The following is a 26,483-nucleotide window of genomic DNA, read 5'->3' on the forward strand; positions in this document are numbered from 1 at the left end:
GCAGGAAACACAACCCGTCAGAGCGTCAAACGGATCAACAAAAAGCCCTCATCGTCTTCTCCGACGACGTGAGGGTCATATTCTTCAAGCTCGGCAATGTGGGTTTGTGCCTTCGGACCAGTTCTTAACAGCGCAGTCGCGCCCTGCATCGGGGCAAAGCCAAAAGGATAGGGCGCATATTGCAAGGGATCTTGCGGCAGTGCGCCGGACAGATAGTCCTGCAAGACGCGCTGAACAGGAAGGTTCGGCAGCGCGATGGGCTCGGCCTGATCAACAAAGGGAAAGTGACCCCCGCCATTGGCACGGTAATTGTTCAGTGCGACGACGAACCGTTGATCGGCGGCCATCGGTTGGCCGTCAAAGCGAATGTTGCGAATGCGCCGGTTGACGGGGTCGATCAAGTGACCGCCAGCGTCGAACCGAGCCGGTTGAGAGAGATCAAATTGATAAGTAAGCCCCTGTATAATATCAAAATTATGCCCCGCCCTGTTGATGTCGACCAATGTGGTCTGATGTCCCGGCGTAATCTGGTTGAACACGCCTGCAGACATCTCAAGCCAGTCGCTGATCTGCTCTCCGGTGACAACTACCGCCTGCAGCTCATTGGGAAACGCATACATGTCGTTGACATGGCGCAGGCATATCTGGCCGGGCGGGACGTCGGTGAAAAACCGGGGGCCGGCACGCCCCCCGAACTTTGAAGGCGCGGTCGCGGACAGAACAGGAAAATCCGCAAATGACGTGCCCTGCAGATAGGGCCGCAGGGCTGCTGCCTGGGCCGCGGCGGTCAGAACCAAACCTTTGTCCGGGGCGCAAAAACTGAAATAGCTGTGCAAATGCTTATCGGTCTGGCCAACGGGTTGCGCCGTGCGCCGCCGAGTTTCCGAATGGCCCCGGGCAAAAAGGCGCGCCAAAACAGGGTCTTCCTGGATAGGCTTGGGTGAGCCGTCGGGTTTGGTTGGGCATATCGACCGCAGACTGACGCGATGATCCTGAACGGTCCAATGGCCATTTCCCGCCCTGTCCAATGTCAGGTCGATCACCCCCAGAAATGACCCGGACGCACCGGGCATGACCACCGGCTTTCCGTGAACCAGACCCCGATTTGCATCGACGTGTTCAATCCCGTCATGTGTGTTTCCGGGCAGTGTCAGATGTGAATGCCCGGCAATCAGCGCATCAATTCCTTCGATACCGGCCAGCGGGATGACGGCATTTTCCAAACCCGTTTCCGGTTCGGCCGACCCTATCCCTGTATGCGCCAATGCAAGGATCAAATCGCAACCCTGCGCTTTCAGATTCGTCACTTTTTGTGCGGCGCAAGTCAGGATATCTTCGATGACGACCTTGCCTTGTAGCAGGTGTGCTTCCCATTTGGCTGTCTGCGGTGGCAGGACTGAGAACGCACCAATTTTCAGCGTAACATGTTGATCATCAAATTTTATTTCTCGATTCAAAATCGCATGATCTTGCCAGCAGGAGGGGGCGTCTTGTCGGTATGCATTGCTGCAAATCACCGGGCACGCAGCATCTGCAATCACACGGCCCAGCGTTTCCAGTCCAAAGCCGAAATCATGATTTCCGAGCCCGATTGCGTCATAACCCAGCTCGGAAAATGCCTGCATCAGGATGTGTGGTGCGTTTTCGGATTGAACCGCCCATTCCCCCAGTGGCGTGCCTTGCAGTGAATCTCCGTTGTCGCACAGAACCACCAGAGCACCCTGCGCTTCGGCCTCGGACCTGGCTGCGCGGATCAGGCTGGCGGTGCGGGTAAAGCCGATTGAGGGGTCGGGGGTGTCCGAATAATAATCGAAGCCGCATAGATTCATATGCAGATCGGATGTTGCCAGAACCCGTATCTTCAGTGGTGCGCGGGACGGGAGAAGGGGATGTGTCAAATTTCTACTTCTGGCGGTTATATGTTAATCATTTTCTCCAAAAAGTATAATAAATGCAACTTGCATAGCGTGTTTTTAGTCAATTGACGACTTCAAGTTTTCGGGTGGTGCGAATTGGCATTGCAACATTGGCATTGCAACAAAAGGGCAGCCGTGGCAGCCCTGTGCCGACGACCCAAGGGAAATCCTATGAAACACGCGGAACTGGTGACATTTGGCAGCTCGGGCCTTGATCGCGCGGCGCATATTCGAGGGAATGCAGACCATTTGGCGCAGGTGCGCGCGCATCCGCAAGCGACCTGCCTGTTGCTGTGGCGTGGTAAGCCGCTGGTTCAGGGGGAAGCACTGGACCGCCTGGGGTTGATTCCCATGACCCACGGACTGGTACAAAACGGCCCGGGCGGTAGTATTGAAGAACCTGTATTTCTGGGACTTTCAGACGGTGATCCGGTTTTTGCGCTGGATATCTCGGGCTGGTCCCCCGAGGGGCTGGACATGTCGCAGGTCGGTGCCTTTATCGACCCGTCGGAACAGCAGCACCCGGACCTGCCAACAGCCCATGTCTTTGCTGAGTTGCGCCGGATCATGACCCGACTGTCTGCCCGCGATGCGGAATTGGCTGCGGCCGCCAAGGCCGTTATTGGCTGGCACGAAACGCATCGGTTCTGTGCCCGTTGTGGCGCACCCAGCGAAGTATCCCAAGCTGGATGGCAGCGCAGTTGCGCCGAATGCGGTGGGCAGCATTTTCCGCGCACCGATCCGGTGGTCATTATGCTGATCACCCATGGGGATTCGGTTTTGATGGGGCGATCACCGGGCTGGCCCGAGGGGATGTATTCCCTGCTGGCTGGATTTGTCGAGCCCGGAGAAACGCTTGAGGCAGCGGTTCGACGTGAGGTGATGGAAGAGGCAGGCGTGCCGGTTGGCCCGGTCAGCTATCTATCAAGCCAACCCTGGCCATTCCCGGCCTCGCTGATGTTTGGTTGCGCGGGTGAGGCGTTGTCGCGCGAGATCACCATTGATCCGGTGGAAATCGAAGATGCAATGTGGATCAGCAAGCCCGAGATGATGCAGGCCTTTGCCGGGGAGCACCCGGTCCTGTTGCCAGCTCGCAAGGGGGCCATTGCGCATTTCCTGCTGCAAAACTGGCTTGCAGATACGCTGGACTGACAAAATACTAGGCCTATAGACAAGAGACCCACGAACCACCATGCAGTTTACAGCACGCGAAGATATCGAAGCCCCGATCAATGCGGTGTTCGAAATGGTCGCTGATTTTGAGCGGTTTGAACGCATGGCCATGCGCCGGGGGATCGAAGTAAGGCGCATGTCGGGTCATATGGGTGTTGTGCCCGGTACGCAGTGGGAAACCGAGTTCAACCTGCGTGGCAAGCCCCGCCATGTTGCGATTGAGATGGCTGAATGCGACCCGCCTGCCTTGATGCGGTTTCAGGCAGCAAGCAAGGGCATGAACGGGACAACAACTGTCGAATTTCTGGCCTTGTCGCAGCGCCGCACCCGCTTGAGTGTCGAGATGGCGCTGGCGGCGAAAACGCTGCCGGCCCGGTTGTTGCTGCAGTCACTGAGACTGGGCCAGTCGCGGTTCCGACGACAATTCCAACTGCGGCTCAGCGAGTTCGCGCGCGAGATGGAAGAACGCCATCTGCACGGTTCCTGACAGGAGGCAAATGGACAATCTGATCATCCGACAAGCCGACTTGGACGACGTCCAAGGCATTTCAGACGTGTTGCATGAAATCACTGCTGCCGGAAAACGCACAAGACCGAGTGACCCGGGCTTTGTACTGACGAACTATGTCGGGCACCCGGATCAGTTGACATGTGTCTTAGCACTCAGCGAAACCCGAATTTTGGGGTTCCAGTCCATGAAACGGGCGGTCGCAGCCAATCCTTACGGAGTACAAGTCGGCTGGGGAATCATCGGTACCCACATTCGACCCTCGGCCGCGCGTTGCGGGGTGGGGCGGGCCTTGTTTCAGGCGACATTGAAGGTTGCCAAAGAGCAGGGCATTCCCGCCATCGACGCCACCATTGCGGCAAGTAACGCCGAAGGTTTGGCCTATTACGCCGCAATGGGGTTTATCGATTACAGATCACACGAAGGGGCTGTGTGCAAAGCCTACACAGTTGGATGAAACCAGGCGCTTACCCGCGCGAATGCGCTGCGGGGTAGACGCCCAGTACTTCGACATTGGTGGTGAAATGCTCCAACTCTTCCATGGCCAGCTGCACGTTGCGGTCTTCGGGGTGCCCGACGATATCGGCATAAAACTGGGTCGCGGTGAATGACCCGTCGACCATATAGCTTTCCAGCTTTGTCATGTTGATACCGTTGGTGGCAAAGCCGCCCATCGCTTTGTACAGCGCAGCCGGAATGTTGCGTACTTGAAACACGAAACTGGTGATCATGCCATGCGGGCCGCGTCGGGACATGTCCGCCTGCCGCGACATAACCAGGAACCGCGTGGTGTTGTTGTCCTGATCTTCGATGTGACGGGCCAGCACGTTCAGCCCATAGATTTCGCCCGCCAGCTCACTGGCCAGTGCCGCAGAATGCAAATCACCTTGCTCCGAGACCTCACGCGCGGCGCGCGCGTTGTCGGGGCTGACGCGGCCGCGAATGTCGTGTTCTTTCAGAAAGCCTGCGCATTGCGGCAGTAGAACCAAATGCGAATGCGCCTCGGTGATATCTTCAAGCGTTGCCCCGGGGACGGCTAGCAGATTGATATGCACGCGTACAAAGGCCTCATCAATGATGTGCAGCCCACTATGGGGCAGCAGGCGGTGAATATCGGCCACCCGGCCATAGGTGGTGTTTTCGACCGGCAGCATCGCCAGATCAGCATCGCCTGACCGAACCGATTCGATCACATCTTCGAAAGTACGGCAGGGCAGGGCCTCCATATCGGGGCGTGCATTGCGGCAGGCCTCGTGGCTATAGGCGCCTGGTTCTCCCTGAAATGCGATACGATTGCTCATTTGGACGATTCCGTGCAACAAGTTGGTGAATTGGGCGTTTAGTCGCGGTGTCTATACCTTGCCTCTTGCAAGGGGAAGCCTTAGACACCCCGCAGACAGCTGAAATGGACTCGCGATCAATGTTCGACACGATGACAGTTACCAAGGCCGCCGCAGGCCTGTTTGGCACCTTCCTGGTGCTTCTTCTGGCCAAATGGGGTGCCGAAGTTCTTTACCATGCGGATGGGCATGGTGAGACAGCCTCTTACATTATCGAAACCGAAAGCGCTGGTGAAAGCGCCGACGGTGAAGAGGTGGTCTTCGAAGATATGCTGGCCGCCGCCGATCCGGAAAAAGGCGCCCGTGTCTTCCGTAAATGCACCGCCTGCCACAAGCTGGAGGACGGCGCAAACGGTACCGGCCCCTACTTGTACGGTGTCGTAGATCGCCCGGTTGCATCAGCCAACGGCTTCACCGGCTATTCAGCCTCGATGCAGGCCCATGGCGGCAATTGGACTCCCGAAGCGCTGGATGCGTTCCTCGAGCGCCCAAGTGCTTACATCTCGGGTACTTCGATGAGCTTTGCCGGTCTGAAGAAACCGCAAGAGCGCGCCGATCTGATCGCGTATCTGCAGACCATCGGCAACTGATCCTTTGATCAAAGCATGATTTTCTAAGCCGCTGCCTCGCGCAGCGGCTTTTTTTTGCCTAAGAAAAACTTCACAAAGTGTTCACGCATTCTAAACTTGAACCTGACAGTGCTGGTCATTTAGCTGGCGCGAACAAGATAAAAGACACAACGACCCAGAGGATGAGCAAAATGATATCCAATCGACTTACTGCACAGGCGCGCTCGGTGGATATTAAGGGTTGGTCGCACGCTTTGATGTTCGGGTTGATTGTGGTCATGCTGACATCGGCTCAACTTTTTGCGGAAGAAAAGATAATCAAAAGCCACGGATTCTCGGAATTCGGCGATCTGAAATACCCCGAAGGTTTCGCTCATTTCGACTATGTGAACCCCGACGCTCCGCGCGGGGGAGAGCTATCTTATGCGGCGCAGGGCACGTTCTCTAGCTTGAACCCGTTTACGCGGAAAGGGCGCGCGGGTGCGCGGTCTGCTGACCAATATGAAACCCTGCTGGTTCCATCCTATGATGAGCCCGCGGCCTATTATGGGTTACTGGCCGAAAGCTTGGAATACCCGGAAAGTCAGGATTGGGTTATCTTCAATATGCGGCCCGAGGCCCGGTTTTCCGACGGCAGCCCCGTGACAGCCGAGGATGTTGTGTTTTCCCACAATCTGCTGCTGGATCAGGGGCTTAAATCTTATGCGGATGCGGTGCGCAAGCGTATCCCACGCGCCGAAGCACTGGATGAACACAGGGTCAAATTCTATTTCGCACCGGATATCTCGCGCCGGGCACTGATCTCGCAGGTGGGCGGAACGCCGGTGTTTTCCAAAGCCTGGTTCGAAGCAGACCCGGAAAACCGGCGTCTGGATGAACCGCGTTTGGTTCAGGGGGTTGGATCTGCCCCATATGTTTTGGACAGCTATGACATCAACCGGCGCATCATTTACAAGCGCAACCCCGATTATTGGGGCGATCACGTCAACGTAAACGTGGGTCGCAACAACTATGACACCATCCGGATCGAGTACTTCAGTGACTCGATTGCCGCGATGGAGGGATTCAAGGCAGGCACGTTCACGTTGCGGCAGGAAAACAACTCGAAAAGCTGGGCGACCGCCTATGATTTTCCGGCCATTGCGAACGGCTCCGTCATTCGGGACGAGTTGGCGAATGGAAACGTGCCATCTGCGTCGGGCTTCATCATGAATCTTGATCGCCCACAGTTGCAGGATCCGCGTGTTCGCGAAGCCATCCAGCTTGGTTATAATTTCGAATGGACCAACGAAAGCCTGCAGTACGGGTTGTTCCAACAGCGCAGTTCGTTCTGGGAAGGCACGCACCTTGAGGCGACTGGCCTGCCCGAAGGGCGTGAATTGGAGGTGCTGCAAAGCCTCGGCGATGCGTTGGACCCGGACGTTCTGACCGAGGAACCGGTCAGCGCCCATGAATCGCGCCCGGCGCGTCAGAACGACCGTCGCAACCTGCGCGCGGCGATGAAGCTGTTGGACGAGGCCGGTTGGCTGGTTGGTGATGATGGCATTCGCCGGAACGACAAGGGCGAAGTGTTGTCGATCGAGTTTTTGTCGGACCAGCCGACGCTGGACCGCATTGTTCAGCCCTTTGTCGACAACCTGCGGGCAATGGGTATCGACGCTCTGTATAACCGGGTGGACAATGCCCAGTTCACGCTGCGCCGCCGGGATCGGGATTTTGACATGATCGTCGGCGGGTATCCGAAATCACTGCAGCCTTCGACTGGCCTGTATCAGCAATTCGGGACCGAGGCGGCCTCGTATTCCGTATTCAACCCGTCGGGTGCGCATGGTCCCGATATTGAACCATTGATCGACAACATCGTTGCCGCCACCGAAAGTGAGGAGCTTTTCGCCAATGTCCGCGCGTTGGACCGTGTTCTGAGGGCTAAGCGGATCATGGTTCCGACATGGTATCTGGGCAAATATTGGGTCGCGTATTGGGACATGTACGAATACCCGGAAAACCTGCCACCCTATGCGTTGGGCGTGGAAGACCTGTGGTGGATCAACGCCGAGAAAGAAGCCGAGTTGAAATCCTCGGGCGCGTTGAGGTAATCCGCCCCCATGGGAGCATATATTCTAAGACGCCTGTTGCTGGTCATCCCCACATTGCTTGGGATCATGATCGTCAATTTCACGCTGGTTCAGTTTGTCCCCGGTGGTCCGATTGAACAGATGATCGCCCAGATGCAAGGGGGCGGTGACGTGTTCGAAGGCATCGCAGGCGGCGGCAGCGATATCGAGCAGCAAACCAGCAGCGTGAATGACCGCTATATCGGCGCGCGCGGACTGCCGCCCGAATTTATCGAAGAGTTGGAAAAGGAATTTGGATTCGACAAACCTCCGGTCGAACGGTTCCTTGACATGTTGGGCAACTACATGACGTTGGATTTCGGCGAGAGTTATTTTCGCTCGATCAGCGTGATTGATCTAGTGCTGGAAAAAATGCCCGTTTCAATCTCGCTGGGCCTGTGGTCCACATTGATTGCCTATCTGGTGTCGATCCCGCTGGGTATTCGCAAGGCGGTCAAGGATGGTTCAAAGTTCGATACCTGGACCAGTGGCACCATCATTGTGGCTTATGCCATTCCCGGTTTCCTGTTCGCGATCCTGCTGCTGGTGTTGTTTGCCGGTGGGTCCTACTGGCAGATATTCCCGCTGCGGGGGTTGACCTCGGACAATTGGGACAGCCTTAGCCTGATCGGCAAGATCGCGGATTATTTCTGGCACATCACACTACCGGTCATTGCCCTGACGATTTCCGCCTTTGCGACGCTGACGCTGCTTACCAAAAACTCGTTTCTGGATGAGATCAAAAAGCAATATGTCATGACCGCCCGGGCCAAGGGCCTAAGCGAGGGCAGGGTTCTGTATGGCCACGTGTTCCGCAATGCCATGCTGATCGTGATCGCAGGCTTCCCGGCGGTGTTCATTGGCGTCTTCTTCGGAAGTTCGATCATCATCGAAACGATCTTCTCACTCGATGGTCTGGGCCGTCTGGGGTTCGAGGCAGCAGTCGCCCGCGACTACCCGGTGATCTTTGGCACGCTGTTCATCTTTGGCCTGATGGGTCTTGTCGTCGGTATCGTCAGCGATCTGATGTATGTGCTGGTGGACCCGCGCATCGATTTCGAAAAGCGGGAGGGGTAAATGGCGCTTTCCCCCCTCAATCAGCGCCGGTGGCGTAATTTCCGGCGCAATAGCCGGGCTTTTTGGTCGCTGATCATCTTCTCGGTACTGTTCGGTATCTCGCTGTTTGCCGAGTTCATCGCGAACGACAAGCCGATCCTGGTGAAATATCGGGGCGAGTTTTATACGCCGATCTTCAATTTTTACCCGGAAACTGAATTCGGCGGGGATTTCCAAACCGAAGCGATCTATCGCGACCCCGAAGTGAAATGCCTGATCGACAGCGGCGGGCTTGAGGAATGTTTCGACGATCCCGAAGGGATCATTGACGAAATAAAAGACGGGACCTTTCAGGCCGAGGGGTTTGAACGCGGTTGGGCGATCTGGCCGCTGATTCCATATTCCTTCAACACCAGTGTGGATCGTCCGGGGGCCGCACCGCTGCCGCCCAATGGGCAGAACCTGTTGGGAACCGATGACACCAAGCGCGATGTGTTGGCTCGGGTCATCTATGGCTTCCGCTTGTCGATCCTGTTCACATTGATGGTCACAGGGGCCGCCAGCCTGATTGGCATTTTCGCCGGTGCAATTCAGGGCTTTTTCGGCGGCTGGTTGGATTTGGTCTTTCAGCGCATCATCGAGATCTGGTCGGCCACCCCATCGCTGTACGTGATCATCATCATGTTCGCCATTCTGGGTCGAAGTTTCTGGCTGCTGGTGGCGTTGATGATCCTGTTCAGTTGGACCGGATTGGTCGGCGTTGTCCGGGCCGAATTCCTGCGCGCGCGCAATCTGGAATATGTCCGCGCGGCACGGGCGTTGGGCGTGGGCAACATGACGATCATGTTCCGCCACATGCTGCCCAATGCGATGGTTGCGACGCTGACATTCATGCCTTTCATCGTCACTGGCACCATCGGTGGATTGGCCTCGCTGGATTTCTTGGGCTTTGGCTTGCCGTCTTCGGCACCGTCGTTGGGGGAGTTGACCTTGCAGGCGAAACAAAACCTGCAGGCGCCGTGGCTGGCCTTCACTGCGTTCTTCACCTTTGCCATCATGCTATCGCTGCTGGTCTTCATCTTTGAAGGCGTTCGCGATGCGTTTGACCCCAGAAAGACCTTCTCATGAGCCTTTTGGATGTGAACAACCTCAAGGTCTCGTTCAAGCAGGACGGGCAGGTGAGCGCGGCGGTTAAAGGTGTTTCGTTCACCGTGGACCGGGGGGAAACCGTCGCACTTGTGGGGGAATCCGGATCAGGCAAGTCGGTTACGGCATTGTCCACCGTGTCGTTGCTGGGGGACAGTGCGATCGTCGAAGGTTCGGTCACCTATGACGGTGATGAGATGATCGGCGCCTCGCAAGACAAGCTGATGGACGTGCGCGGCAATGATATCAGCTTTATTTTTCAAGAGCCGATGACCTCGTTGAACCCGCTGCACACAATCCAAAAGCAGATGGCAGAATCGCTGGCCCTGCACCAGGGTCTGAGCGGAGATGCGGCACGCACACGTATTGTCGAACTGCTGACCAAGGTGGGGATTCGTGATCCGCAGGATCGGTTGGACAGCTATCCACACCAGTTGTCCGGCGGGCAGCGGCAGCGGGTCATGATCGCAATGGCGCTGGCCAACAAGCCCGACATTCTGATCGCGGATGAACCGACAACTGCCCTGGACGTGACCATTCAGGCTCAGATTCTGGAGTTGTTGGCCGAGCTGCAAAAGTCAGAGAATATGGGGATGCTGTTCATCACCCATGATCTGGGAATTGTGCGGCGCATCGCCGACCGGGTTTGCGTGATGAAGGATGGTGAGATCGTCGAGACCGGCGCCACTGCCGAGATCTTCAACAACCCGCAGCACCCCTATACGCAGAAACTGCTGGGGGCCGAGCCCTCGGGTCATCCCGACCCCGTCGCCCCCGAGGCCGAAGAGGTCGCCCGTACCGATCACCTGAAGGTCTGGTTCCCGATCCAGCGCGGGTTTTTGAAACGGACCGTGGGCCATGTGAAGGCAGTGAACGACGCCACGCTTAGCGTGCGCGCGGGCGAGACGGTAGGCATTGTCGGTGAAAGCGGGTCTGGTAAGACGACGCTGGCGCTGGCGATCATGCGCCTGATTGCGTCCGAAGGCGCCATCACTTTCCGCGAACAGGACGTGCGCCGCTGGTCCACGCGAGAGTTGCGGCGGTTGCGCAAAGACATGCAGATCGTGTTCCAGGACCCGTTTGGCAGCCTTAGCCCGCGGATGACCTGCATGCAGATCATTGCCGAGGGCTTGGCGATCCATAAGGTCGACCCCCACCGTGCCCCGCGCGAATTGGTGGCCGAGGTGATGACCGAAGTGGGGTTGGACCCGGCGGCAATGGACCGATACCCGCATGAATTCTCGGGCGGACAGCGTCAGCGTATCGCGATAGCGCGCGCCATGGTGTTGCGGCCCAAGCTACTGGTACTGGACGAACCGACCAGCGCGCTGGACATGACGGTGCAGGTGCAGATCGTTGATCTTTTGCGCAATCTTCAGCGGAAATACGGGCTGGCCTATCTGTTCATCAGCCACGACCTGAAGGTGGTCCGGGCGATGTCTCACAAGGTGATTGTCATGCGGAACGGAGATGTCATCGAAATGGGTGCGGCTGAAGATTTGTTCGAAAATGCTCAGACAGATTATACCCGTGAACTGATTGCGGCAGCGGGGTAGGGTGAGTTCCTACCCGCGCGGCAAAGGGTTATAGACCCAGATCTTTCTTCAATTTGTTGAACTTTCTCTGGTGCGGGTTGCCTCTGACTTGCGATCGGATACTGTGGCGATACCAGTTTGACTTCTCAGGGATAAACCTCTCCCAGATTGTTCCGTCCGGGGCTGTCACAAACTCCCAACATTCTTCGAAACGTTTGTATTGCCTCGCCCCGTTTTCGAACCAGTACCAGTCAGTCTCGTTACACAGTTTACCTCTGTTTGTGACGTACCATCGCCCAATGCCAACGGCGCCTTCTTTTTGCCCTATCCCCTGTAAGGTGCCGTTAGGAGCCCAATAGAACGACCCTCCAAGTCTCCAATTTGTTGTCTTGCCGGAATAGAGCTGAGCTATCGTTTGTGGGTCAGTGCGTTTTGCGCCTTTGGGTTTCCCCTTGGCAAGGCTTTCCCCGGCAGCCAGAAAAATGGCCGCGACTACAAATGTCGTCAGGACGGTTGTTGAATACGCCATAACTGCGGCTCCTCTTTAAATAACAAACCTGAAATGCGGGGCGGCCCTCCTGTGTATTCTCTGACCGGGGTGCCGGTCAGAGGTTTTTTGAGAATTTCACTGTGCGTTGGCGGCCTCGCGCGCTGCACTTTTCGGAAGTGGTCCGCGCAGCTCTTCATAGTGATCAAAGTTCAGCTTGACCCAACCGGTGCCACGTGTGGCACTGGCGAGGGTTCGGTGCAACTCGTCCTCGGCCACGGCGGGCAATTGGGCGTTGAAGATCTCCCAGCCTGAGGCGTTGGGATTACCTTCAAAGCCCAGAACCTGGCCTTGCAGCGAACTTATGGTCGGAACCAGATCGCCTACAAAATCCGACGGCAGGTGGATTTCGGCACTCAGGATCGGCTGCAGGACCACTGGTTTGGCCTGTGGCAGGGCTTCACGCACAGCATTCTTGCCTGCGGTACGGAAGGCATAGTCCGAGCTGTCCACGTTGTGGTGCTTGCCATCGCTAAGCGTGACTTTCACATCCACCACTGGAAAGCCCTCGGGCCCCTGCACCAACGCATCCTTGGCGCCGTGTTCGACCGATGGAATATAGTTCTTGGGCACCGCGCCCCCCTTTACGATTTCCTCGAACTGGAACCCCGAACCCCGCGGCATTGGCGCAACCGAGATTACTACGTCTGCGAACTGTCCAGCCCCACCAGATTGTTTGCGGTGGCGGTGACGGTGTTCGACGGGTGCGCGAATGGTTTCGCGATAAGCGGTCTCGACCGCGTCGGCAGTAATCTCGATCCCGAAATCCTCATCTAGTTTGGCGGTGACACGACGCATGTGTTGCGGACCTTGTGAACCCAGAATTGCATGACCGCTAAGTTCGTCCTGTTCCAAATGCAGGCCGGGGTCGATCTCGACCAGACGGGTTAGTGCGTTAGACAGGCGCACGTCGTCTCGCTCATGGGTGGGCGACACGATCTGACGATGCGCTGCCGGGTGGGAGCCGGCCCATTCGGGCAGAGGGGTCGCCGAAGAACTGTCATAGAGATTGCCGGGATTTAGGTGATCGGATTTCACGGCGAGCCCAATTTGCCCAGCTGGTAGCTCGGCAATCTGTGTCTTGGCGTCCAGCGTAGTCAGGTTGCCGACGGTTTCGCCGCCCAGATTCTCATGCGCTTTCACACCTGCGCCCAGCCCGCGCAGAACGACGATCTTGCCGATATGTTTTTTTACATCCGCGAAGCCAGCGATCGCGCGGGCGTTTTCTGCCGCTTCGTCTCGCCCGGCGGCTATGTCAAACTCCGGGGCCTCGTGCCGCAGGGCTTTCATCAAACGAGTCAGCCCGTTTCCATGGCTGGCCGCGCCCAAACAGGCGGGTATCAGCTGGTGGTTCTGCAGCACTTGTGCGGCCAGATCGTAAACCTCGGCGCTGGGCGGTTGCTTGTCTTCGATCAGTTGCTCAAGCAAGTTGTCGTCGAAATCTGACAAGGTTTCCAACAATTCCGTGCGGGCCTCCTGTTCGCGGTCCTCGACCGATTGCGGCAATTCGATCAGGGCTGAGGGCTGGCCTTCCTGATATTTCCAGGCCCGCTCCGAGATCAGATCAACCGCACCGACGATCGTGTCGCCCTCGCGGATCGGCACCTGACGCAGAGCGATGTGGTGGGTGCAATAGGTCTGCAACGCCGCAATGATGTCGCGAATCCGGCCATTGGGGTTGTCCATACGGTTGATGAACAGGAAGCAGGGAATGCCAGCCTCTTCGACCAGTCGCAGATATGGGGCGCACAGAACGGCAGCCAGTGGGTCGGGTGGCACGACCACCACGGCGGCGTCCGAGATTGCCATGGCAGGGCCGACATAGGCCAGATTATCGCCGCCGCCATCGACATCAATGGCGCACCAGGGTTCGTCTAAATAAGAAAAACCGTGCAAATGCACGGTTCCAGATACGTCGAATGTGGTGGACCGGCCATCGAGGCGGCTGATGGCCTCGACCAGAGTGGTTTTGCCCGATTGGCTGGGGCCGAGGACGGTGAAAACGCGCATGGGTGCTGTCCCTCTTTCAAATTGCAGATCGGCTGCACGAAAGGGATAGCCTTACGCAAATGCGTTGGCGCGAACTGTCTGGTATTGGGCCTGCCTCGGGTGCGGGCGGGTTCCGCCCGCCCTGCAAGTGTGGAAAAAACCGACCCGCCGCGTCAAGCCCTGACCTGCCTTGATGTCAGATTGCCGAACTGTGGCCGGCCAAGCTCAGGTCATAGGCGTCAAAGCTGCGGGCAATCATGCGGGTCAGCGGCCGGGCCTCGGGCGGGATGAACAAGCCATCTTCGGTGATCCGCAGCAGGCCGTCAAAGGCTGTATTGGCAGCCTGATACATAGCCTGCAACTCTGGCCCGGTGATGTCGTGATTGCCCAGAACCTCGGCTGTATTGATCTGGAAATCGCACATCAGCGCTTCGATCAGCCGGGCGCGCAGAACGTCCTGCCCTTTGAACAAGTGCCCGCGTGAGGTCGAGAACCGCCCTTCGCGAATCGCCTTGGTATGGGCAGATGTTGCGGGCGCATTCTGGGCATAGCCTTGCGGAAAGCGCGAGATAGAGCTGGCACCAACCCCGATCAGAACCTCGGCCTGATCGTCGGTATAGCCCTGGAAGTTCCGCTTTAACCGCCCGGCCTTCAGCGCATGGGTCAGGCCGTCATCCTGCGTGGCGAAATGGTCAATGCCGATCTCGGCATAGTCATCCCACATGAACAGGCGGCGGGCGGTGTCGAACAGATCAAGACGTTCTTCGGGGGTCGGCAGGGCATCTGAGGGGATCAGTTGCTGCCGCTTGGCCATCCATGGCACATGGGCATAACCGTATAGCGCGACACGATCCGGGCTGAGCGACAGAAGTTTCTGCACGCTTTCCGTCATCCGCGATTTGGTCTGGTGCGGCAGGCCATACAGGATATCCGCATTCAGGCTGCTGATCCCACGGGCGCGGATCATGTCCACGGCTTTGCGTGTGACGTCATAGCTTTGGATACGCCCGATGGTCTTCTGAATTTCGTCGTCGAAATCCTGCACCCCGATTGAGGCGCGGTTCATCCCGGCCTCGGCCAATGCGTCCAGACGGGCCTCATCAATCTCGTTCGGGTCGATCTCGACCGAGAACTCGGCATTCGGACCCAGCGGTACGACATCCAGAATCCGCGCGGCCAGATCCCGCATCAGATCCGGGTTCAACAGGGTTGGCGTGCCGCCACCCCAATGCAGGCGCGACAGGGTAATGCCCTCGGGCAGGCGTTCAGCCAGCAGGTCAAGCTCGGCTTTCAGAACGTCCACATAGGCAATCACCGGGTTGTCGGTTTGGGTGCCTTGCGTGCGGCAGGCGCAGAACCAGCACAGCCTGCGGCAAAACGGGACATGGATGTACAACGACACCTCGCTGCCCGGCTTCAGGCCGGAAATCCAGTCGGAATAAAGGCTTGACCCCACGTCATTGCTGAAGTGGGGGGCGGTGGGATAGCTTGTATAACGCGGGACTTTCGCGTCAAATAGTCCAAGCTTGGCCAATTGTGGTTTCACTATCATGGCGATAGCTTTAAGGGACGGACCGTCTAGATGCTTTGACCGAGATCAAGTGGAAACGTGCATGACACCGATACTCAAATTCGACCATACAAACTGCGGAGATTGCCCCATCCGGCATCGTGCAGTATGCGCCCACTGTGATGCGAACGAGCTGGTAGAGCTTGAAGGCATCAAATACTATCGCAGTTTTGAGGCGGGTCAGACGATCATCTGGTCGGGGGATCAGATGAATTTTGTAGGCTCGGTCGTGTCAGGCATCGCCTCGCTGACCCAGACAATGGAAGATGGTCGCACCCAGATGGTCGGCCTTTTGCTGCCCAGTGATTTCGTCGGGCGGCCAGGCCGCGATTCTGCGCCATATGATGTGCTGGCAACAACCGATCTGGTCATGTGTTGTTTTCGCAAGAAGCCGTTCGAAGACTTGATGAGCAATACCCCGCATATTGCACACCGGCTGTTGCAAATGACGCTGGACGAGCTGGACGCCGCGCGCGAGTGGATGTTGGTGCTGGGGCGCAAGACTGCGCGAGAAAAGATTGCCAGCCTGCTGTCGATTATCGCCCGGCGCGATGCGTCGATCAATCAAAAGGGAAACACGGGGCCGATCGTGTTTGACCTTCCGCTAACCCGCGAGGCGATGGCGGACTACCTTGGGCTGACGCTGGAAACAGTCAGTCGGCAGATCTCGGCCCTGAAAAAGGATCAGGTCATCACGTTGGAAGGCAAACGCCACGTGACGATTCCGGATATGGGCCGCCTGATGGAAGAGGCAGGCGACGACTCGGATGGAGGTTTTCTGGTCTGACACGCTTGCAGCGTGACTGGATCGGCTGGCCATGTTTAACTGGAGTCATTTGAAGCAGACCTCAGGAGTAAGTCATGGGATTCAGTAGCATTCTGGCGATGCTGTTCATCGGCGCGATCGCCGGGTGGCTGTCGGGCAAGATCATGGAAGGCCGCGGCTTTGGCCTGATTGGCAATATCATCGTCGGCATTGTCGGCGCGTTTTTGGCCGGTTTGATCTTTCCCGCGCTGGGCTTTGCTGTTGGAGGCGGTGTCCTTTCAACTATTTTCTTTGCCACCATCGGTGCGATCATCCTTCTGTTTCTGATCGGATTGGTGAAAAAGTAAAAACCGCCCCAAGGGGCGGTTTTCTGTAACGGCCTATACTAGTGAGCCAGGAACACCGGTACCGTGGCTTGTTCCAACATGTTCCGTGTCGCGCCGCCCAAAATGGCCTCGCGGAACCGCGAGTGTCCGTAGGCTCCCATCACGATCATGTCTGCCTCGGTATCTGCGGCGTGGCGGTTCAGGATATCGGATACCCGCGTCATGGTCTTGCTCAGCACGTCGATTTCGCATTTCACGCCATGGCGGGCCAGCATCTGCGACAGCATCCCACCAGGGTCCGAGCGGTCGGGGCCGTGGCGCGGCGGATCAATCACGACGATGCGCACCAGATCGGCTTGCGTCAGAAACGGCAGCGCGCGGCGGATTGCTCGCATGGCCTCGACGCTCTCGTTCCAGCCGATCAGGATGTTGCCCGGTCGTGCGAACGGGGTTGCATCGTCAGGAACGACTAGAACAGGCGCGTGACCTTCGAACATGGCAGCTTCGACAATGGGTTCGGCCTCGGCGTCGCGGTCAGGTCCGTAAGGTTGCGGGAGAATGACAAGATCGGAAAACCGCGCGCGGTGCGCCACGTGGCGCCCGATATCCGAGATCTGGGCAACACCGCTTTCGGCGGACCAGCGGATTCCAGTCTTGCCCAGATAGTCTTTGGCATAGGCCAGTACCTCTTCGGCTTCGGCATTCGCGCGGCTCAGTGTTTCCTGAAGTATCAGGGCGTTTGCGCCGGCGTAGTAATATCCCGTCTGGCTGCGGTCGACGCCCAGACACAAAGCCTCGGCATGCGCGTCTTGCGAAGCAGTCAGAGCGGCCATCTGGGCCAGAGGCGCGTCACTGTGGTTCGTGTCTGTCATCACCGTAAGAAGAGATTTGTATGCCATTTTGACCTCTTGTCTTTCAGGCTCATGTACCTGCGGCCCTATGGCCCAGTTGTCAGTTTACGATTGTCACAGAAATCAGTGTATTGTCTTGACACAGATCAAAGTAATTCTGGCCGCCGTTCGACAAAACGGCAACCAGTCAAAAGGGTCCTGCGATATACAAGAATCACGTGGGGCATGGCAAAGGGACGCAATATGTCAAATTACATCAAGCTGATCGTGCTTGGTCTGGTTGTGGTGTTCACTGCGATCGGGTCCAACTATGCACGCGATTTGGCGTATCAGGTGCATTCGATTCTGGTGATGCTGATCGCCGGTGGTTTGTTCATCTGGACGCTTAGAAACACCGACGAGCCAGATTTTCTTGTAGACCGTTCGGGTGAATACATGGATGGCGTGATCCGCTATGGCGTGATCGCAACTGCCTTTTGGGGCGTGGTCGGGTTCCTTGCAGGGACTTTCATCGCGTTTCAGCTGGCCTTTCCAGTGCTGAACTTCGAATGGGCGCAAGGCTATCTGAACTTTGGTCGTTTGCGTCCGCTGCACACATCGGCGGTGATCTTTGCCTTTGGCGGTAACGCCTTGATCGCAACCTCGTTCTATGTGGTGCAGCGCACCAGCGCCGCGCGCCTTTGGGGCGGCAATCTGGCGTGGTTCGTGTTCTGGGGCTATCAGCTGTTCATTGTACTGGCAGCGACCGGCTACGTTCTGGGTGGCACTCAGTCCAAAGAATATGCCGAGCCTGAATGGTATGTTGACCTTTGGCTGACCATTGTGTGGGTTGCCTATCTGGCCGTTTTCCTTGGAACGATCGTCAGGCGGAAGGAACCCCACATCTATGTGGCGAACTGGTTCTATCTGGCGTTCATCGTGACTGTCGCCATGCTGCATCTGGTCAACAACATGACCATCCCGGTCAGCATCTGGGGCTCGAAATCGGTTATCGTCTGGTCTGGTGTGCAGGATGCCATGATCCAGTGGTGGTACGGCCACAACGCTGTGGGTTTCTTCCTGACCGCGGGTTTCCTGGGCATGATGTATTACTTCATCCCGAAACAAGCCGAGCGTCCGGTATTCAGCTATAAACTGTCGATCATCCACTTCTGGGCTCTGATCTTCCTGTATATCTGGGCTGGTCCGCACCACCTGCATTATACCGCGTTGCCTGACTGGGCTTCGACGCTGGGCATGGTGTTCTCGATCGTGCTGTGGATGCCGTCCTGGGGTGGAATGATCAACGGTCTGATGACCCTGTCGGGTGCATGGGACAAGCTGCGCACTGACCCGGTTATTCGGATGATGGTCATCTCGGTCGGCTTCTACGGCATGTCCACCTTTGAAGGCCCGATGATGTCGATCCGTGCAGTGAACTCGCTGTCGCACTACACCGACTGGACCATCGGTCACGTGCATTCGGGCGCGCTGGGCTGGAATGGCATGATCACCTTTGGTGCGCTGTACTTCCTCGTTCCAGTCCTTTGGAAGCGTGAGCGTCTGTATTCGCTGCAGATGGTCAGCTGGCACTTCTGGCTCGCTACCATCGGCATCGTGCTTTACGCAGCATCGATGTGGGTCACCGGCATCATGGAAGGTCTGATGTGGCGTGAAGTGGATGCCAACGGCTTCCTGGTGAACTCGTTCGCCGACACCGTGGCTGCCAAGTTCCCGATGTATGTGGTGCGTGCTTTGGGTGGCGTGATGTTCGTCGCGGGCTCGCTGATCATGTGCTACAACCTGTGGATGACTGTGCGGAAAGCGCCGGCCAAAGAGGCCAGCCTGTCCGTCGCGGTCCCGGCTGAATAAGGAGGGCCGGAGCAATGGCAATTCTCGACAAACATAAGATCCTCGAGACCAACGCGACCCTCCTGCTGATCTTCAGCTTTCTGGTCGTGACCATCGGTGGCATCGTACAAATCACCCCGCTGTTCTATCTTGAGAACACCATCGAGAAGGTAGAGGGCATGCGCCCATACACCCCCCTCGAATTGGCCGGGCGTGACATCTACATCCGCGAAGGGTGCTATGTCTGCCACAGTCAGATGATCCGCCCGATGCGGGACGAGGTTGAGCGCTATGGTCATTACTCGCTGGCGGCTGAATCGATGTATGATCACCCATTCCAGTGGGGCTCCAAGCGTACCGGGCCTGATATCGCTCGTGTCGGTGGCCGTTATTCGGACCAGTGGCAGGTGGACCACCTGCGTGATCCGCAATCGGTTGTGCCTGAATCGGTGATGCCGAAATATGGCTTCCTCGAGCATCGGAAGATCGACGGTAAGTATATCGGTGATGTCATGGCTGCCAATTCTGTGGTCGGCACGCCGTACACAGACGAGATGCTCGAGCAGGCACAGGCGGATTTCCGGGCGCAGGCGGATCCGGACAGCGACTATGACGGATTGCTGGAACGCTATGGCGACAAGGTCAATGTCCGCAATTTCGATGGTCAATCTGAGTTGACCGAGATGGATGCGCTCGTTGCTTACCTTCAGATGCTGGGCACGTTGGTTGATTTCTCGACCTTCACCCCGGACACAAGCCGATAACAGGAGAGTGTGATGGAAGAATATACTCTCTTACGGCAGTTCGCGGATAGCTGGATGTTACTTGTGCTGTTTGCCTTCTTTGTCGGCATCGTGATCTGGGTTTTCCGCCCCGGTGCCAGCAAAGAATACAAGGATACCGCCAACATCCCTTTCCGGCATCAAGATAAACCCGCCGAAGTCAAGGAGGCGAGGAAATGAGCAAAACACCTGAAAAACAGCCGGGTGATCCGAATACCACCGGCCACAGCTGGGACGGAATTGAGGAATTTGACAATCCGATGCCCCGCTGGTGGCTGTGGGTCTTGTACGCAACCATTGTTTGGGGCGTGATCTATACGATCATGTATCCGGCTTGGCCGTTGGTTCGGTCTGCAACGGCTGGTGTCATGGGATGGTCTTCCCGAGCACTTGTGCAGGAAGAGATGATCTCGTTCGAGGAGGCCAATGCGCCGTGGAACACTAAGCTGATTGAAACGCCGCTGGAGGATATCTCGAAAGATGCCGAGTTGCAGCAATACGCGGTGAACGCAGGCGGTGCGGTGTTCCGTACCTGGTGTGCGCAGTGTCACGGCTCGGGCGCGCAGGGTGCGCCGGGTTTCCCGAACTTGCTGGACGATGCCTGGCTGTGGGGAGGGTCGCTCGAGGATATCGAGATGACCGTTGCCTATGGTATTCGCAACGAAGAAAGCGACGACGCGCGCTATTCCGAGATGCCGGCCTTTGGCGAGATTCTGGAACAGGACGAAATCACTCAGGTGGTGCAGTATGTCATGTCGCTGACCAACGCTCAGACTGATGATGCGGCGGCGCAGGCGGGCAAAGTTGTTTTCGAGGACAACTGCGCAGCATGTCATGGCGAAGACGGCACCGGTGATATCACTCAGGGCGCACCGAACCTGACCGATGCCATCTGGCTTTATGGCGGCAGCGAAGAGGCTTTGACCGAAACGGTCACCAACAGCCGCTTTGGCGTGATGCCATCCTGGGAAAACCGTCTGACCGACGCGCAGATTCGCGCGGTCACAGCTTATGTCCACCAATTGGGTGGCGGTCAGTAACGGCAAAAGAATACCTTCGGACGGTTCGCCGCCCGAAGGTTAGGCACCGGCTGTTCCATCTGTTCGCGCGTTTCCTGAACAGCCGGTGCTACAAGTTCAGATTAGTTCTCTGTTTTGATCGGGTCCAGAGGGCCCGTCATTTCGCACGGGAACGTGTGACGCGCGTGGTTCTCTTCCACCAATTGCCCTCGGGGCGGTGTTCGCGGTTTTGCGGTGTCGTTAGCCCATCCGTGTGGGTGGCGACCATGAATGTACGTGCAAGAATCGATAGCATCTGATCTCTCCTTAAGTTGGGTCTGATTGCACTCAGGATTGATGTTTTGCGAGGAATATGCGACTCAATTGCCATTGAGTAATGTAACCTAGGCTTACATATGAATTGGATGACAATGCCACCCCTTGCATCGCTGAAGGCTTTTCATGCCTTTGCGGAAGCAGGAAATGTGGTGCAGGCCGGGGTCCTGTTAAATGTCAGCCACGCTGCCATCAGCCAGCAATTGCGCGCCTTGGAAAAACACCTTGGGGTGACCCTGCTGGACCGCAGCGGTAAGTCCATGACGTTGACGGTCGAGGGTGAAAGGCTGGCCCGCGCCTTACATCTGGGTTTTGGCGCGATCGGGGCAGCCGTAGCGGATCTGACGCATATCGCCGAAGATCGCCCGGTTCATGTATCCTTGACGGCATCTTTTGCCGCGTCCTGGCTGATGCCCCGCTTGCCGGCGTTTCAGGCCGAGTATCCTGATATACCCTTGGCGCTGGACCCTTCGCCTGACCTTGCCAGTTTGCGTCCGGGTGGTGTGGATGTGGCGATCCGATACGGGGATGGATACTGGCAGGGGGTTAATGCAGAGCCTCTGTTGCAAAGTCCGATCGTGATAGTTGCTGCGCCGTCGCTACTGGGAGGCCGGGAAACCATTACTCCGGATGAGCTTAGCCAACTGCCTTGGTTGGAAGAGCTTGGAACTACAGAGGCAACATCGTGGCTGGCCCGCCGCGGGGTTGAACACGGCCCGCGGGCTGGGCGAATCTTGTTGCCCGGCAATCTGGTGCTTGAGGGGCTGCGCGCTGGTCAGGGTGTGACATTCACGGCGCGACATTTTGTCGAAGCTGATATTCAGGCGGGTCGCATCATCGAGTTGTTTCGCGAACCTGGCGCGCGTGGATACCACATTGTTACAGGGGATGCGCCACTGCGCCCGGCGGTCAAAATTTTTGTTAGCTGGCTCAGGCGGCAAGCTGGTATGGTGTGACAAAAGGTGTCTGCGTGATGCGCTTTTGACCCATGTCAAAGTGACTGCTTTTGTGATCTGGAAAAAGACGCCTAAAAGACAGCCACATCTGGAGCCTGCTTGTGAGCGATTCCGACCCTGCCCCCAGCCTTTACGCTGCAAGGGAGCCGATCTTTCCCCGGCGCGTGTCCGGGCCATTTCGAAACCTGAAATGGATCATCCTCGCGGTTACGCTTGGCATCTATTATGTAACGCCCTGGATCAGATGGGACCGCGGCCCCAGCCTGCCGGATCAGGCGGTGCTGCTGGACCTGGCGAACCGGCGTTTTTACTTTTTCTGGATCGAAATCTGGCCGCATGAATTTTATTTCGTGGCAGGCCTGTTGATCATGGCCGGTCTGGGCCTGTTTCTGTTTACCTCAGCGCTGGGGCGCGTGTGGTGCGGCTATGCTTGCCCGCAGACGGTGTGGACGGACCTGTTCATTCTGGTTGAGCGCTGGATCGAAGGCGATCGCAACGCCCGATTGCGACTGCACCGGCAGGAAAAGCTGGATTTCCGCAAGGCGCGCCTGCGTATCACGAAATGGACGGCGTGGTTTCTGATCGGTCTGGCAACCGGCGGGGCCTGGGTGTTCTATTTTGCCGATGCCCCTACGCTGATGCGGGATTTGGTCACTGGAAACGCTCATCCGGTTGCCTATACAACGGTCCTGATCTTAACAGGTACGACGTTCTTTTTCGGCGGTTTCGCCCGCGAGCAGATTTGCATTTATGCTTGCCCGTGGCCGCGTATTCAGGCCGCAATGATGGATGAGGACACTCTGGTCGTCGGGTACCGCGAATGGCGGGGCGAACCGCGCGGCAAGGGTAAGCGTACTACCGATTCCGAGCTGGGCGACTGCATCGACTGCATGGCTTGCGTGAATGTTTGCCCGGTTGGGATCGACATTCGCGACGGGCAGCAGATGGAATGCATCACCTGCGCGTTGTGCATCGACGCTTGCGATGACATGATGGCCAAGATCGGCAAGCCGCGTGGCCTGATCGACTATATGGCGCTGAGCGACGAAGCTCATGAACGTGCAGGCGAGCAACCCATCAACGTCTGGAAACACATCCTGCGTCCGCGGACGATCCTGTATACGGCTTTGTGGGCCCTGGTTGGCCTTGCGCTGTTGTTTGCGCTGTTTATCCGGTCCGATATTGATCTGACCGTGGCGCCCGTGCGCAACCCGACCTTTGTCACTTTGTCCGACGGAACAATCCGCAATACCTATGATGTGCGCCTGCGTAACAAGCATGGCGAGGACCGGGCGTTCCAATTGTCCCTCGCGGGTGATCCGGCCTTGCAGATCCAGATCGAGGGCGTCGAAGGTGAGATTGTCAATGTCACGGCAGACACGGCACAATTGACCCGCGTCTACATCGTTTCTGCGGGCGACACCGGGCCGGCGGCTGCGGATGCAACCTCGGTGCGCATCTGGGTCGAGGATCTGGAAAGCGGTGAACGCGCCTATAAAGACACCACTTTCAACGGACGAGGGAACTAGTATGGCCGAGCGTCAATTTACCGGTAAGCACGCTCTGGCCATTTTCGTCGCCGCGTTTGGCGTGATTATCGCCGTAAACCTCGTACTGGCCTATAGCGCGGTCAAAACCTTTCCGGGGCTTGAGGTCAAAAACTCTTATGTCGCCAGTCAGGAGTTCAACGACCGTCTGAAGGAACATCAGGCGCTGGGTTGGACCATTCGTGCCGAAATGTCTGGCGGCTTGTTGATCCTGCATATCACCGACAAAACCGGAGCTCCGGTCGAAGTGTCCGAGTTGCAGGCGGTTGTGGGTCGCGCCACCCATGTCGAAGATGATTTCTCGCCCGAATTTATCTTTGACGGTCAGGCCTATGCAACGCCGGTATCGTTGGGCAAAGGCAACTGGAACATACGGCTGGTTGCCAAGGATAGCGCGGGTGCAGAGTTTGCCCAGCGTGTGCCGTTGTACGTAAAAGGGTGATGGGATGACGACGCAGTTCACATCCGGCACTGCGGCCTGCCCCGGTTGTATCGCCAGCCCGGCGGAACCGGTGCGGCCCATCCCGCAGGATGCTCAGATTGCGTTATCGTTGCCGGGCATTCATTGCTCGGCTTGTATTGCCACGGTCGAACGGGAACTGAACGCCTATCCGGGGGTCGAGGACGCGCGGGTGAACCTGACACTCAAGCGGGCGATGGTCAAAGCGTCGCCTGATCTGCGTGCGACCGATCTGATTCCTGTATTGGAACGGGCGGGCTATGAAGCGCACGAGCTGGACCCAGGTTCGTTGTCAGCGACGCAGGCCAATAAGGCCGGTCGCGATCTGTTGATGCGGCTGGCGGTGGCCGGTTTCGCTTCGATGAACGTGATGCTGCTGTCGGTGTCGGTCTGGTCGGGCGCATCGGATGCCACGCGCGATATGTTCCACTGGATTTCCGCGGCCATTGCGTTGCCAGCCATAGCCTTTTCGGCGCAGCCCTTTTTTGCCAACGCCTGGAGCGCCCTGCGGGTCAAACGCCTGAACATGGATGTTCCGATTGTTTTAGCCATCCTGTTGGCGTTGATCACATCGCTTTGGGAAACCGCGCTCAGCGGCAAACACGCTTATTTCGATGCCGCGCTGACGCTGACCTTCTTCCTGCTGGCGGGGCGGTATCTGGATTACCGCACCCGCGATGCCGCCCGATCCGCGGCCGAAGAACTGACCGCACTAGAAGTACCGCGCGCCATCCGCCTGGTCGACGGTGTCGAGGAAGAAGTGGCTGTAGCCACCCTTGCAGTTGGCGATCTGATCCTTGTCCGGCCCGGTGGGCGTATGCCGGTGGACGGCGAAATTGTGTCGGGGCAGTCAGAGCTTGATCGGTCCCTGTTGACCGGGGAAACCCTGCCTGTTTTTGCGCAAGCAGGCATGGCAGTCAGCGCTGGTGAGGTTAATCTGACTGGCCCGCTGACCATTCGGGCGACAGCGGTGGGAGAGGATACGTCGCTGCATCGTATGGCCGATCTGGTGGCCATCGCTGAATCGGGCCGGTCGCGCTATACCTCGTTGGCGGACAAGGCAGCCAAGCTTTATGCGCCGGGTGTACACATCCTAGCGGCGCTCAGCTTTCTCGGTTGGTACATCTATTCCGGCGATATCCGCACCGCGCTGAACATTGCAGCTGCGGTGTTGATCATCACCTGCCCCTGTGCGCTGGGGCTGGCGGTGCCTGCGGTGACAACGGCAGCCTCGGGGCGATTGTTCCGCAAGGGGATGCTGATCAAACATTCCACAGCCCTGGAACGTCTGGCCGAGGTGGATACGGTGGTGTTCGACAAAACCGGTACGCTGACCTCGGGCACGCCCGAACTGATCAACCTGGGCGATCATGCCCGCGCTGATCTTGAAGTGGCCTTGGCGCTGTCCGAGGCCTCCTCGCACCCTCTGTCCGTTGCATTGACCACCGCGGCACGCGATGCGGGGGTCAAACCGGCCCGTCTGAAAGATATCACCGAAGTTCCGGGTTACGGCACTGAAGGCACCTATCGAGATCAGCGCGTGCGTCTGGGTCGGGCAGCGTGGACCGGTGCGCAAGAGGGTGGTCAGACCGCTGCATGGTTGTCCGTCGCAGGGCAGGCGCCTGTGTGCTTCCAGTATTCGGACAGTCTGCGCCCCGGCGCGGCCGAGGCGGTTCAAGCCTTTCGGGACGCAGGCAAAGAGGTCATCCTGATTTCGGGTGACACAGAAGGCGCGGTTCAGGCGCTGGCTGAAAAGCTGGGGATCGAACACTGGGTCGCGCAGGCTTTGCCGCAAGAAAAAGCCGCGCGTGTGCAGGAGCTGAGCGATCAGGGCCGACATGTTCTAATGGTCGGAGACGGTCTGAACGATACCGCCGCGCTGGCAGCGGCGCATGTGTCGATCTCGCCTGCATCGGCGCTGGACGCGGCGCGGGTGGCCTCGGATATCGTGCTGTTGGGTAATGATTTGGCCCCGATTGCCGATGCCTGTGATACGGCCGTGAAGGCGACCAAACGGATTCGCGAGAACTTTCGTATTGCCACCGTTTACAATATCATCGCGGTGCCGCTGGCGGTGGCCGGTCTGGCCACGCCCTTGATTGCGGCGCTGGCGATGTCGACCTCGTCCATCACCGTGTCCCTGAACGCCCTGCGTCTGAGGTAGCTGC

25 protein-coding genes are annotated in these 26,483 nt (G+C 57.6%); 18 read left to right on the forward strand and 7 right to left on the reverse strand.

Going from position 1 to position 26,483, the window contains the following annotated elements:
• Nucleotides 1-17: 17 nt before the first annotated feature.
• Nucleotides 18-1,898, reverse strand: coding sequence for a bifunctional 2',3'-cyclic-nucleotide 2'-phosphodiesterase/3'-nucleotidase (locus ACR0B0_RS16505; RefSeq protein ID WP_480648749.1), 1,881 nt, complete (start codon nucleotides 1,896-1,898; stop codon nucleotides 18-20).
• Between the two features lie 189 nt (nucleotides 1,899-2,087).
• Between ACR0B0_RS16505 and nudC the strand changes: the two genes are divergently transcribed.
• The 3 genes from nudC to ACR0B0_RS16520 are packed head-to-tail and all read left to right on the forward strand — an operon-like array spanning nucleotide 2,088 to nucleotide 4,054.
• Entirely contained in the window at nucleotides 2,088-3,068 is a 981-nt protein-coding gene (gene nudC / locus ACR0B0_RS16510; protein ID WP_480648751.1) for an NAD(+) diphosphatase, read from the forward strand.
• 40 nt (nucleotides 3,069-3,108) lie between these two features.
• A complete protein-coding gene (locus tag ACR0B0_RS16515) occupies nucleotides 3,109-3,576 on the forward strand; it encodes an SRPBCC family protein (protein WP_170350991.1) in 468 nt (155 codons plus the stop codon).
• A gap of 10 nt (nucleotides 3,577-3,586) precedes the next feature.
• Nucleotides 3,587-4,054, forward strand: coding sequence for an N-acetyltransferase family protein (locus ACR0B0_RS16520; RefSeq protein ID WP_480648753.1), 468 nt, complete (start codon nucleotides 3,587-3,589; stop codon nucleotides 4,052-4,054).
• A gap of 10 nt (nucleotides 4,055-4,064) precedes the next feature.
• Here the strand turns inward: ACR0B0_RS16520 and ACR0B0_RS16525 are convergent, their stop codons facing one another.
• Nucleotides 4,065-4,898 (reverse strand): prephenate dehydratase, encoded by an 834-nt coding sequence (locus tag ACR0B0_RS16525; protein WP_170413783.1) that lies wholly within the window; start codon nucleotides 4,896-4,898, stop codon nucleotides 4,065-4,067.
• A gap of 119 nt (nucleotides 4,899-5,017) precedes the next feature.
• Here ACR0B0_RS16525 and ACR0B0_RS16530 point away from each other — a divergent pair, with 119 nt between their 5' ends.
• From ACR0B0_RS16530 to ACR0B0_RS16550, 5 genes are all read left to right on the forward strand, one after another.
• On the forward strand, nucleotides 5,018-5,527 hold the full coding sequence (locus ACR0B0_RS16530; RefSeq protein WP_170351131.1) for a c-type cytochrome: 510 nt from the start codon (nucleotides 5,018-5,020) through the stop codon (nucleotides 5,525-5,527).
• 236 nt (nucleotides 5,528-5,763) lie between these two features.
• The gene (locus tag ACR0B0_RS16535; RefSeq protein ID WP_480648774.1) at nucleotides 5,764-7,602 is read left to right on the forward strand and encodes an extracellular solute-binding protein; all 1,839 of its coding nucleotides are present in this window, start codon (nucleotides 5,764-5,766) and stop codon (nucleotides 7,600-7,602) included.
• 9 nt (nucleotides 7,603-7,611) lie between these two features.
• Complete coding sequence (locus ACR0B0_RS16540) at nucleotides 7,612-8,697, forward strand: microcin C ABC transporter permease YejB (protein ID WP_170350988.1); 1,086 nt, start codon at nucleotides 7,612-7,614, stop codon at nucleotides 8,695-8,697.
• Nucleotides 8,698-9,804: an ABC transporter permease gene (locus ACR0B0_RS16545; protein ID WP_170378370.1), complete on the forward strand. Its 1,107-nt coding sequence runs from the start codon at nucleotides 8,698-8,700 to the stop codon at nucleotides 9,802-9,804.
• The gene (locus ACR0B0_RS16550; RefSeq protein ID WP_170378372.1) at nucleotides 9,801-11,378 is read left to right on the forward strand and encodes an ABC transporter ATP-binding protein; all 1,578 of its coding nucleotides are present in this window, start codon (nucleotides 9,801-9,803) and stop codon (nucleotides 11,376-11,378) included. The genes ACR0B0_RS16545 and ACR0B0_RS16550 overlap by 4 nt, the downstream gene beginning before the upstream one ends.
• A gap of 28 nt (nucleotides 11,379-11,406) precedes the next feature.
• On the opposite strand, the gene ACR0B0_RS16555 is transcribed toward ACR0B0_RS16550, so the two are convergent.
• The 3 genes from ACR0B0_RS16555 to hemN all read right to left on the reverse strand — a co-directional run bounded on the left by ACR0B0_RS16555 (nucleotide 11,407) and on the right by hemN (nucleotide 15,445).
• Entirely contained in the window at nucleotides 11,407-11,886 is a 480-nt protein-coding gene (locus ACR0B0_RS16555) for a DUF995 domain-containing protein (RefSeq protein ID WP_170350985.1), read from the reverse strand.
• A 96-nt stretch (nucleotides 11,887-11,982) separates the two neighbouring features.
• Entirely contained in the window at nucleotides 11,983-13,914 is a 1,932-nt protein-coding gene (locus ACR0B0_RS16560) for an elongation factor G (protein ID WP_170378373.1), read from the reverse strand.
• A 175-nt stretch (nucleotides 13,915-14,089) separates the two neighbouring features.
• Nucleotides 14,090-15,445, reverse strand: coding sequence for an oxygen-independent coproporphyrinogen III oxidase (hemN, locus tag ACR0B0_RS16565; protein ID WP_480648756.1), 1,356 nt, complete (start codon nucleotides 15,443-15,445; stop codon nucleotides 14,090-14,092).
• Nucleotides 15,446-15,506: 61 nt separating this feature from the next.
• On the opposite strand from hemN, the gene fnrL reads away from it, so the two are divergent.
• Together fnrL and ACR0B0_RS16575 are read left to right on the forward strand one after the other, a co-directional pair.
• Entirely contained in the window at nucleotides 15,507-16,250 is a 744-nt protein-coding gene (gene fnrL / locus ACR0B0_RS16570) for a transcriptional regulator FnrL (protein ID WP_170350982.1), read from the forward strand.
• A gap of 74 nt (nucleotides 16,251-16,324) precedes the next feature.
• Nucleotides 16,325-16,576 carry a GlsB/YeaQ/YmgE family stress response membrane protein gene (locus ACR0B0_RS16575; RefSeq protein WP_480648758.1) on the forward strand — a complete coding sequence of 84 codons (252 nt, stop codon included), beginning with the start codon at nucleotides 16,325-16,327 and terminating at the stop codon, nucleotides 16,574-16,576.
• Between the two features lie 38 nt (nucleotides 16,577-16,614).
• Here the strand turns inward: ACR0B0_RS16575 and ACR0B0_RS16580 are convergent, their stop codons facing one another.
• Nucleotides 16,615-17,454 (reverse strand): universal stress protein, encoded by an 840-nt coding sequence (locus ACR0B0_RS16580; protein ID WP_170350980.1) that lies wholly within the window; start codon nucleotides 17,452-17,454, stop codon nucleotides 16,615-16,617.
• A 195-nt stretch (nucleotides 17,455-17,649) separates the two neighbouring features.
• On the opposite strand from ACR0B0_RS16580, the gene ccoN reads away from it, so the two are divergent.
• From ccoN to ccoP, 4 genes are read left to right on the forward strand one after another with little or no spacing between them, the layout of a single operon-like run.
• Nucleotides 17,650-19,257, forward strand: a complete 1,608-nt coding sequence (ccoN, locus tag ACR0B0_RS16585) for a cytochrome-c oxidase, cbb3-type subunit I (protein ID WP_480648760.1) — start codon at nucleotides 17,650-17,652, stop codon at nucleotides 19,255-19,257.
• Nucleotides 19,258-19,271: 14 nt separating this feature from the next.
• Complete coding sequence (ccoO, locus tag ACR0B0_RS16590; RefSeq protein WP_480648762.1) at nucleotides 19,272-20,000, forward strand: cytochrome-c oxidase, cbb3-type subunit II; 729 nt, start codon at nucleotides 19,272-19,274, stop codon at nucleotides 19,998-20,000.
• Nucleotides 20,001-20,012: 12 nt separating this feature from the next.
• The gene (locus tag ACR0B0_RS16595) at nucleotides 20,013-20,198 is read left to right on the forward strand and encodes a cbb3-type cytochrome c oxidase subunit 3 (RefSeq protein ID WP_170350977.1); all 186 of its coding nucleotides are present in this window, start codon (nucleotides 20,013-20,015) and stop codon (nucleotides 20,196-20,198) included.
• The gene (gene ccoP, locus ACR0B0_RS16600) at nucleotides 20,195-21,058 is read left to right on the forward strand and encodes a cytochrome-c oxidase, cbb3-type subunit III (protein ID WP_170350976.1); all 864 of its coding nucleotides are present in this window, start codon (nucleotides 20,195-20,197) and stop codon (nucleotides 21,056-21,058) included. Before ACR0B0_RS16595 ends, ccoP begins: the two co-directional genes overlap by 4 nt.
• Before the next feature lie 136 nt (nucleotides 21,059-21,194).
• On the opposite strand, the gene ACR0B0_RS16605 is transcribed toward ccoP, so the two are convergent.
• Nucleotides 21,195-21,332, reverse strand: a complete 138-nt coding sequence (locus ACR0B0_RS16605; protein ID WP_170350975.1) for a hypothetical protein — start codon at nucleotides 21,330-21,332, stop codon at nucleotides 21,195-21,197.
• A gap of 100 nt (nucleotides 21,333-21,432) precedes the next feature.
• Between ACR0B0_RS16605 and ACR0B0_RS16610 the strand changes: the two genes are divergently transcribed.
• The 4 genes from ACR0B0_RS16610 to ACR0B0_RS16625 all read left to right on the forward strand — a co-directional run bounded on the left by ACR0B0_RS16610 (nucleotide 21,433) and on the right by ACR0B0_RS16625 (nucleotide 26,479).
• Nucleotides 21,433-22,308 (forward strand): LysR family transcriptional regulator, encoded by an 876-nt coding sequence (locus ACR0B0_RS16610; protein ID WP_170362292.1) that lies wholly within the window; start codon nucleotides 21,433-21,435, stop codon nucleotides 22,306-22,308.
• Between the two features lie 101 nt (nucleotides 22,309-22,409).
• The gene (gene ccoG, locus ACR0B0_RS16615) at nucleotides 22,410-23,837 is read left to right on the forward strand and encodes a cytochrome c oxidase accessory protein CcoG (protein WP_170350973.1); all 1,428 of its coding nucleotides are present in this window, start codon (nucleotides 22,410-22,412) and stop codon (nucleotides 23,835-23,837) included.
• Nucleotide 23,838: 1 nt separating this feature from the next.
• Nucleotides 23,839-24,297, forward strand: a complete 459-nt coding sequence (locus tag ACR0B0_RS16620; RefSeq protein ID WP_480648765.1) for a FixH family protein — start codon at nucleotides 23,839-23,841, stop codon at nucleotides 24,295-24,297.
• Between the two features lie 4 nt (nucleotides 24,298-24,301).
• A complete protein-coding gene (locus tag ACR0B0_RS16625) occupies nucleotides 24,302-26,479 on the forward strand; it encodes a cation-translocating P-type ATPase (protein WP_480648767.1) in 2,178 nt (725 codons plus the stop codon).
• Nucleotides 26,480-26,483: the final 4 nt, after the last annotated feature.

This window comes from Ruegeria sp. BA12 (assembly GCF_056539625.1).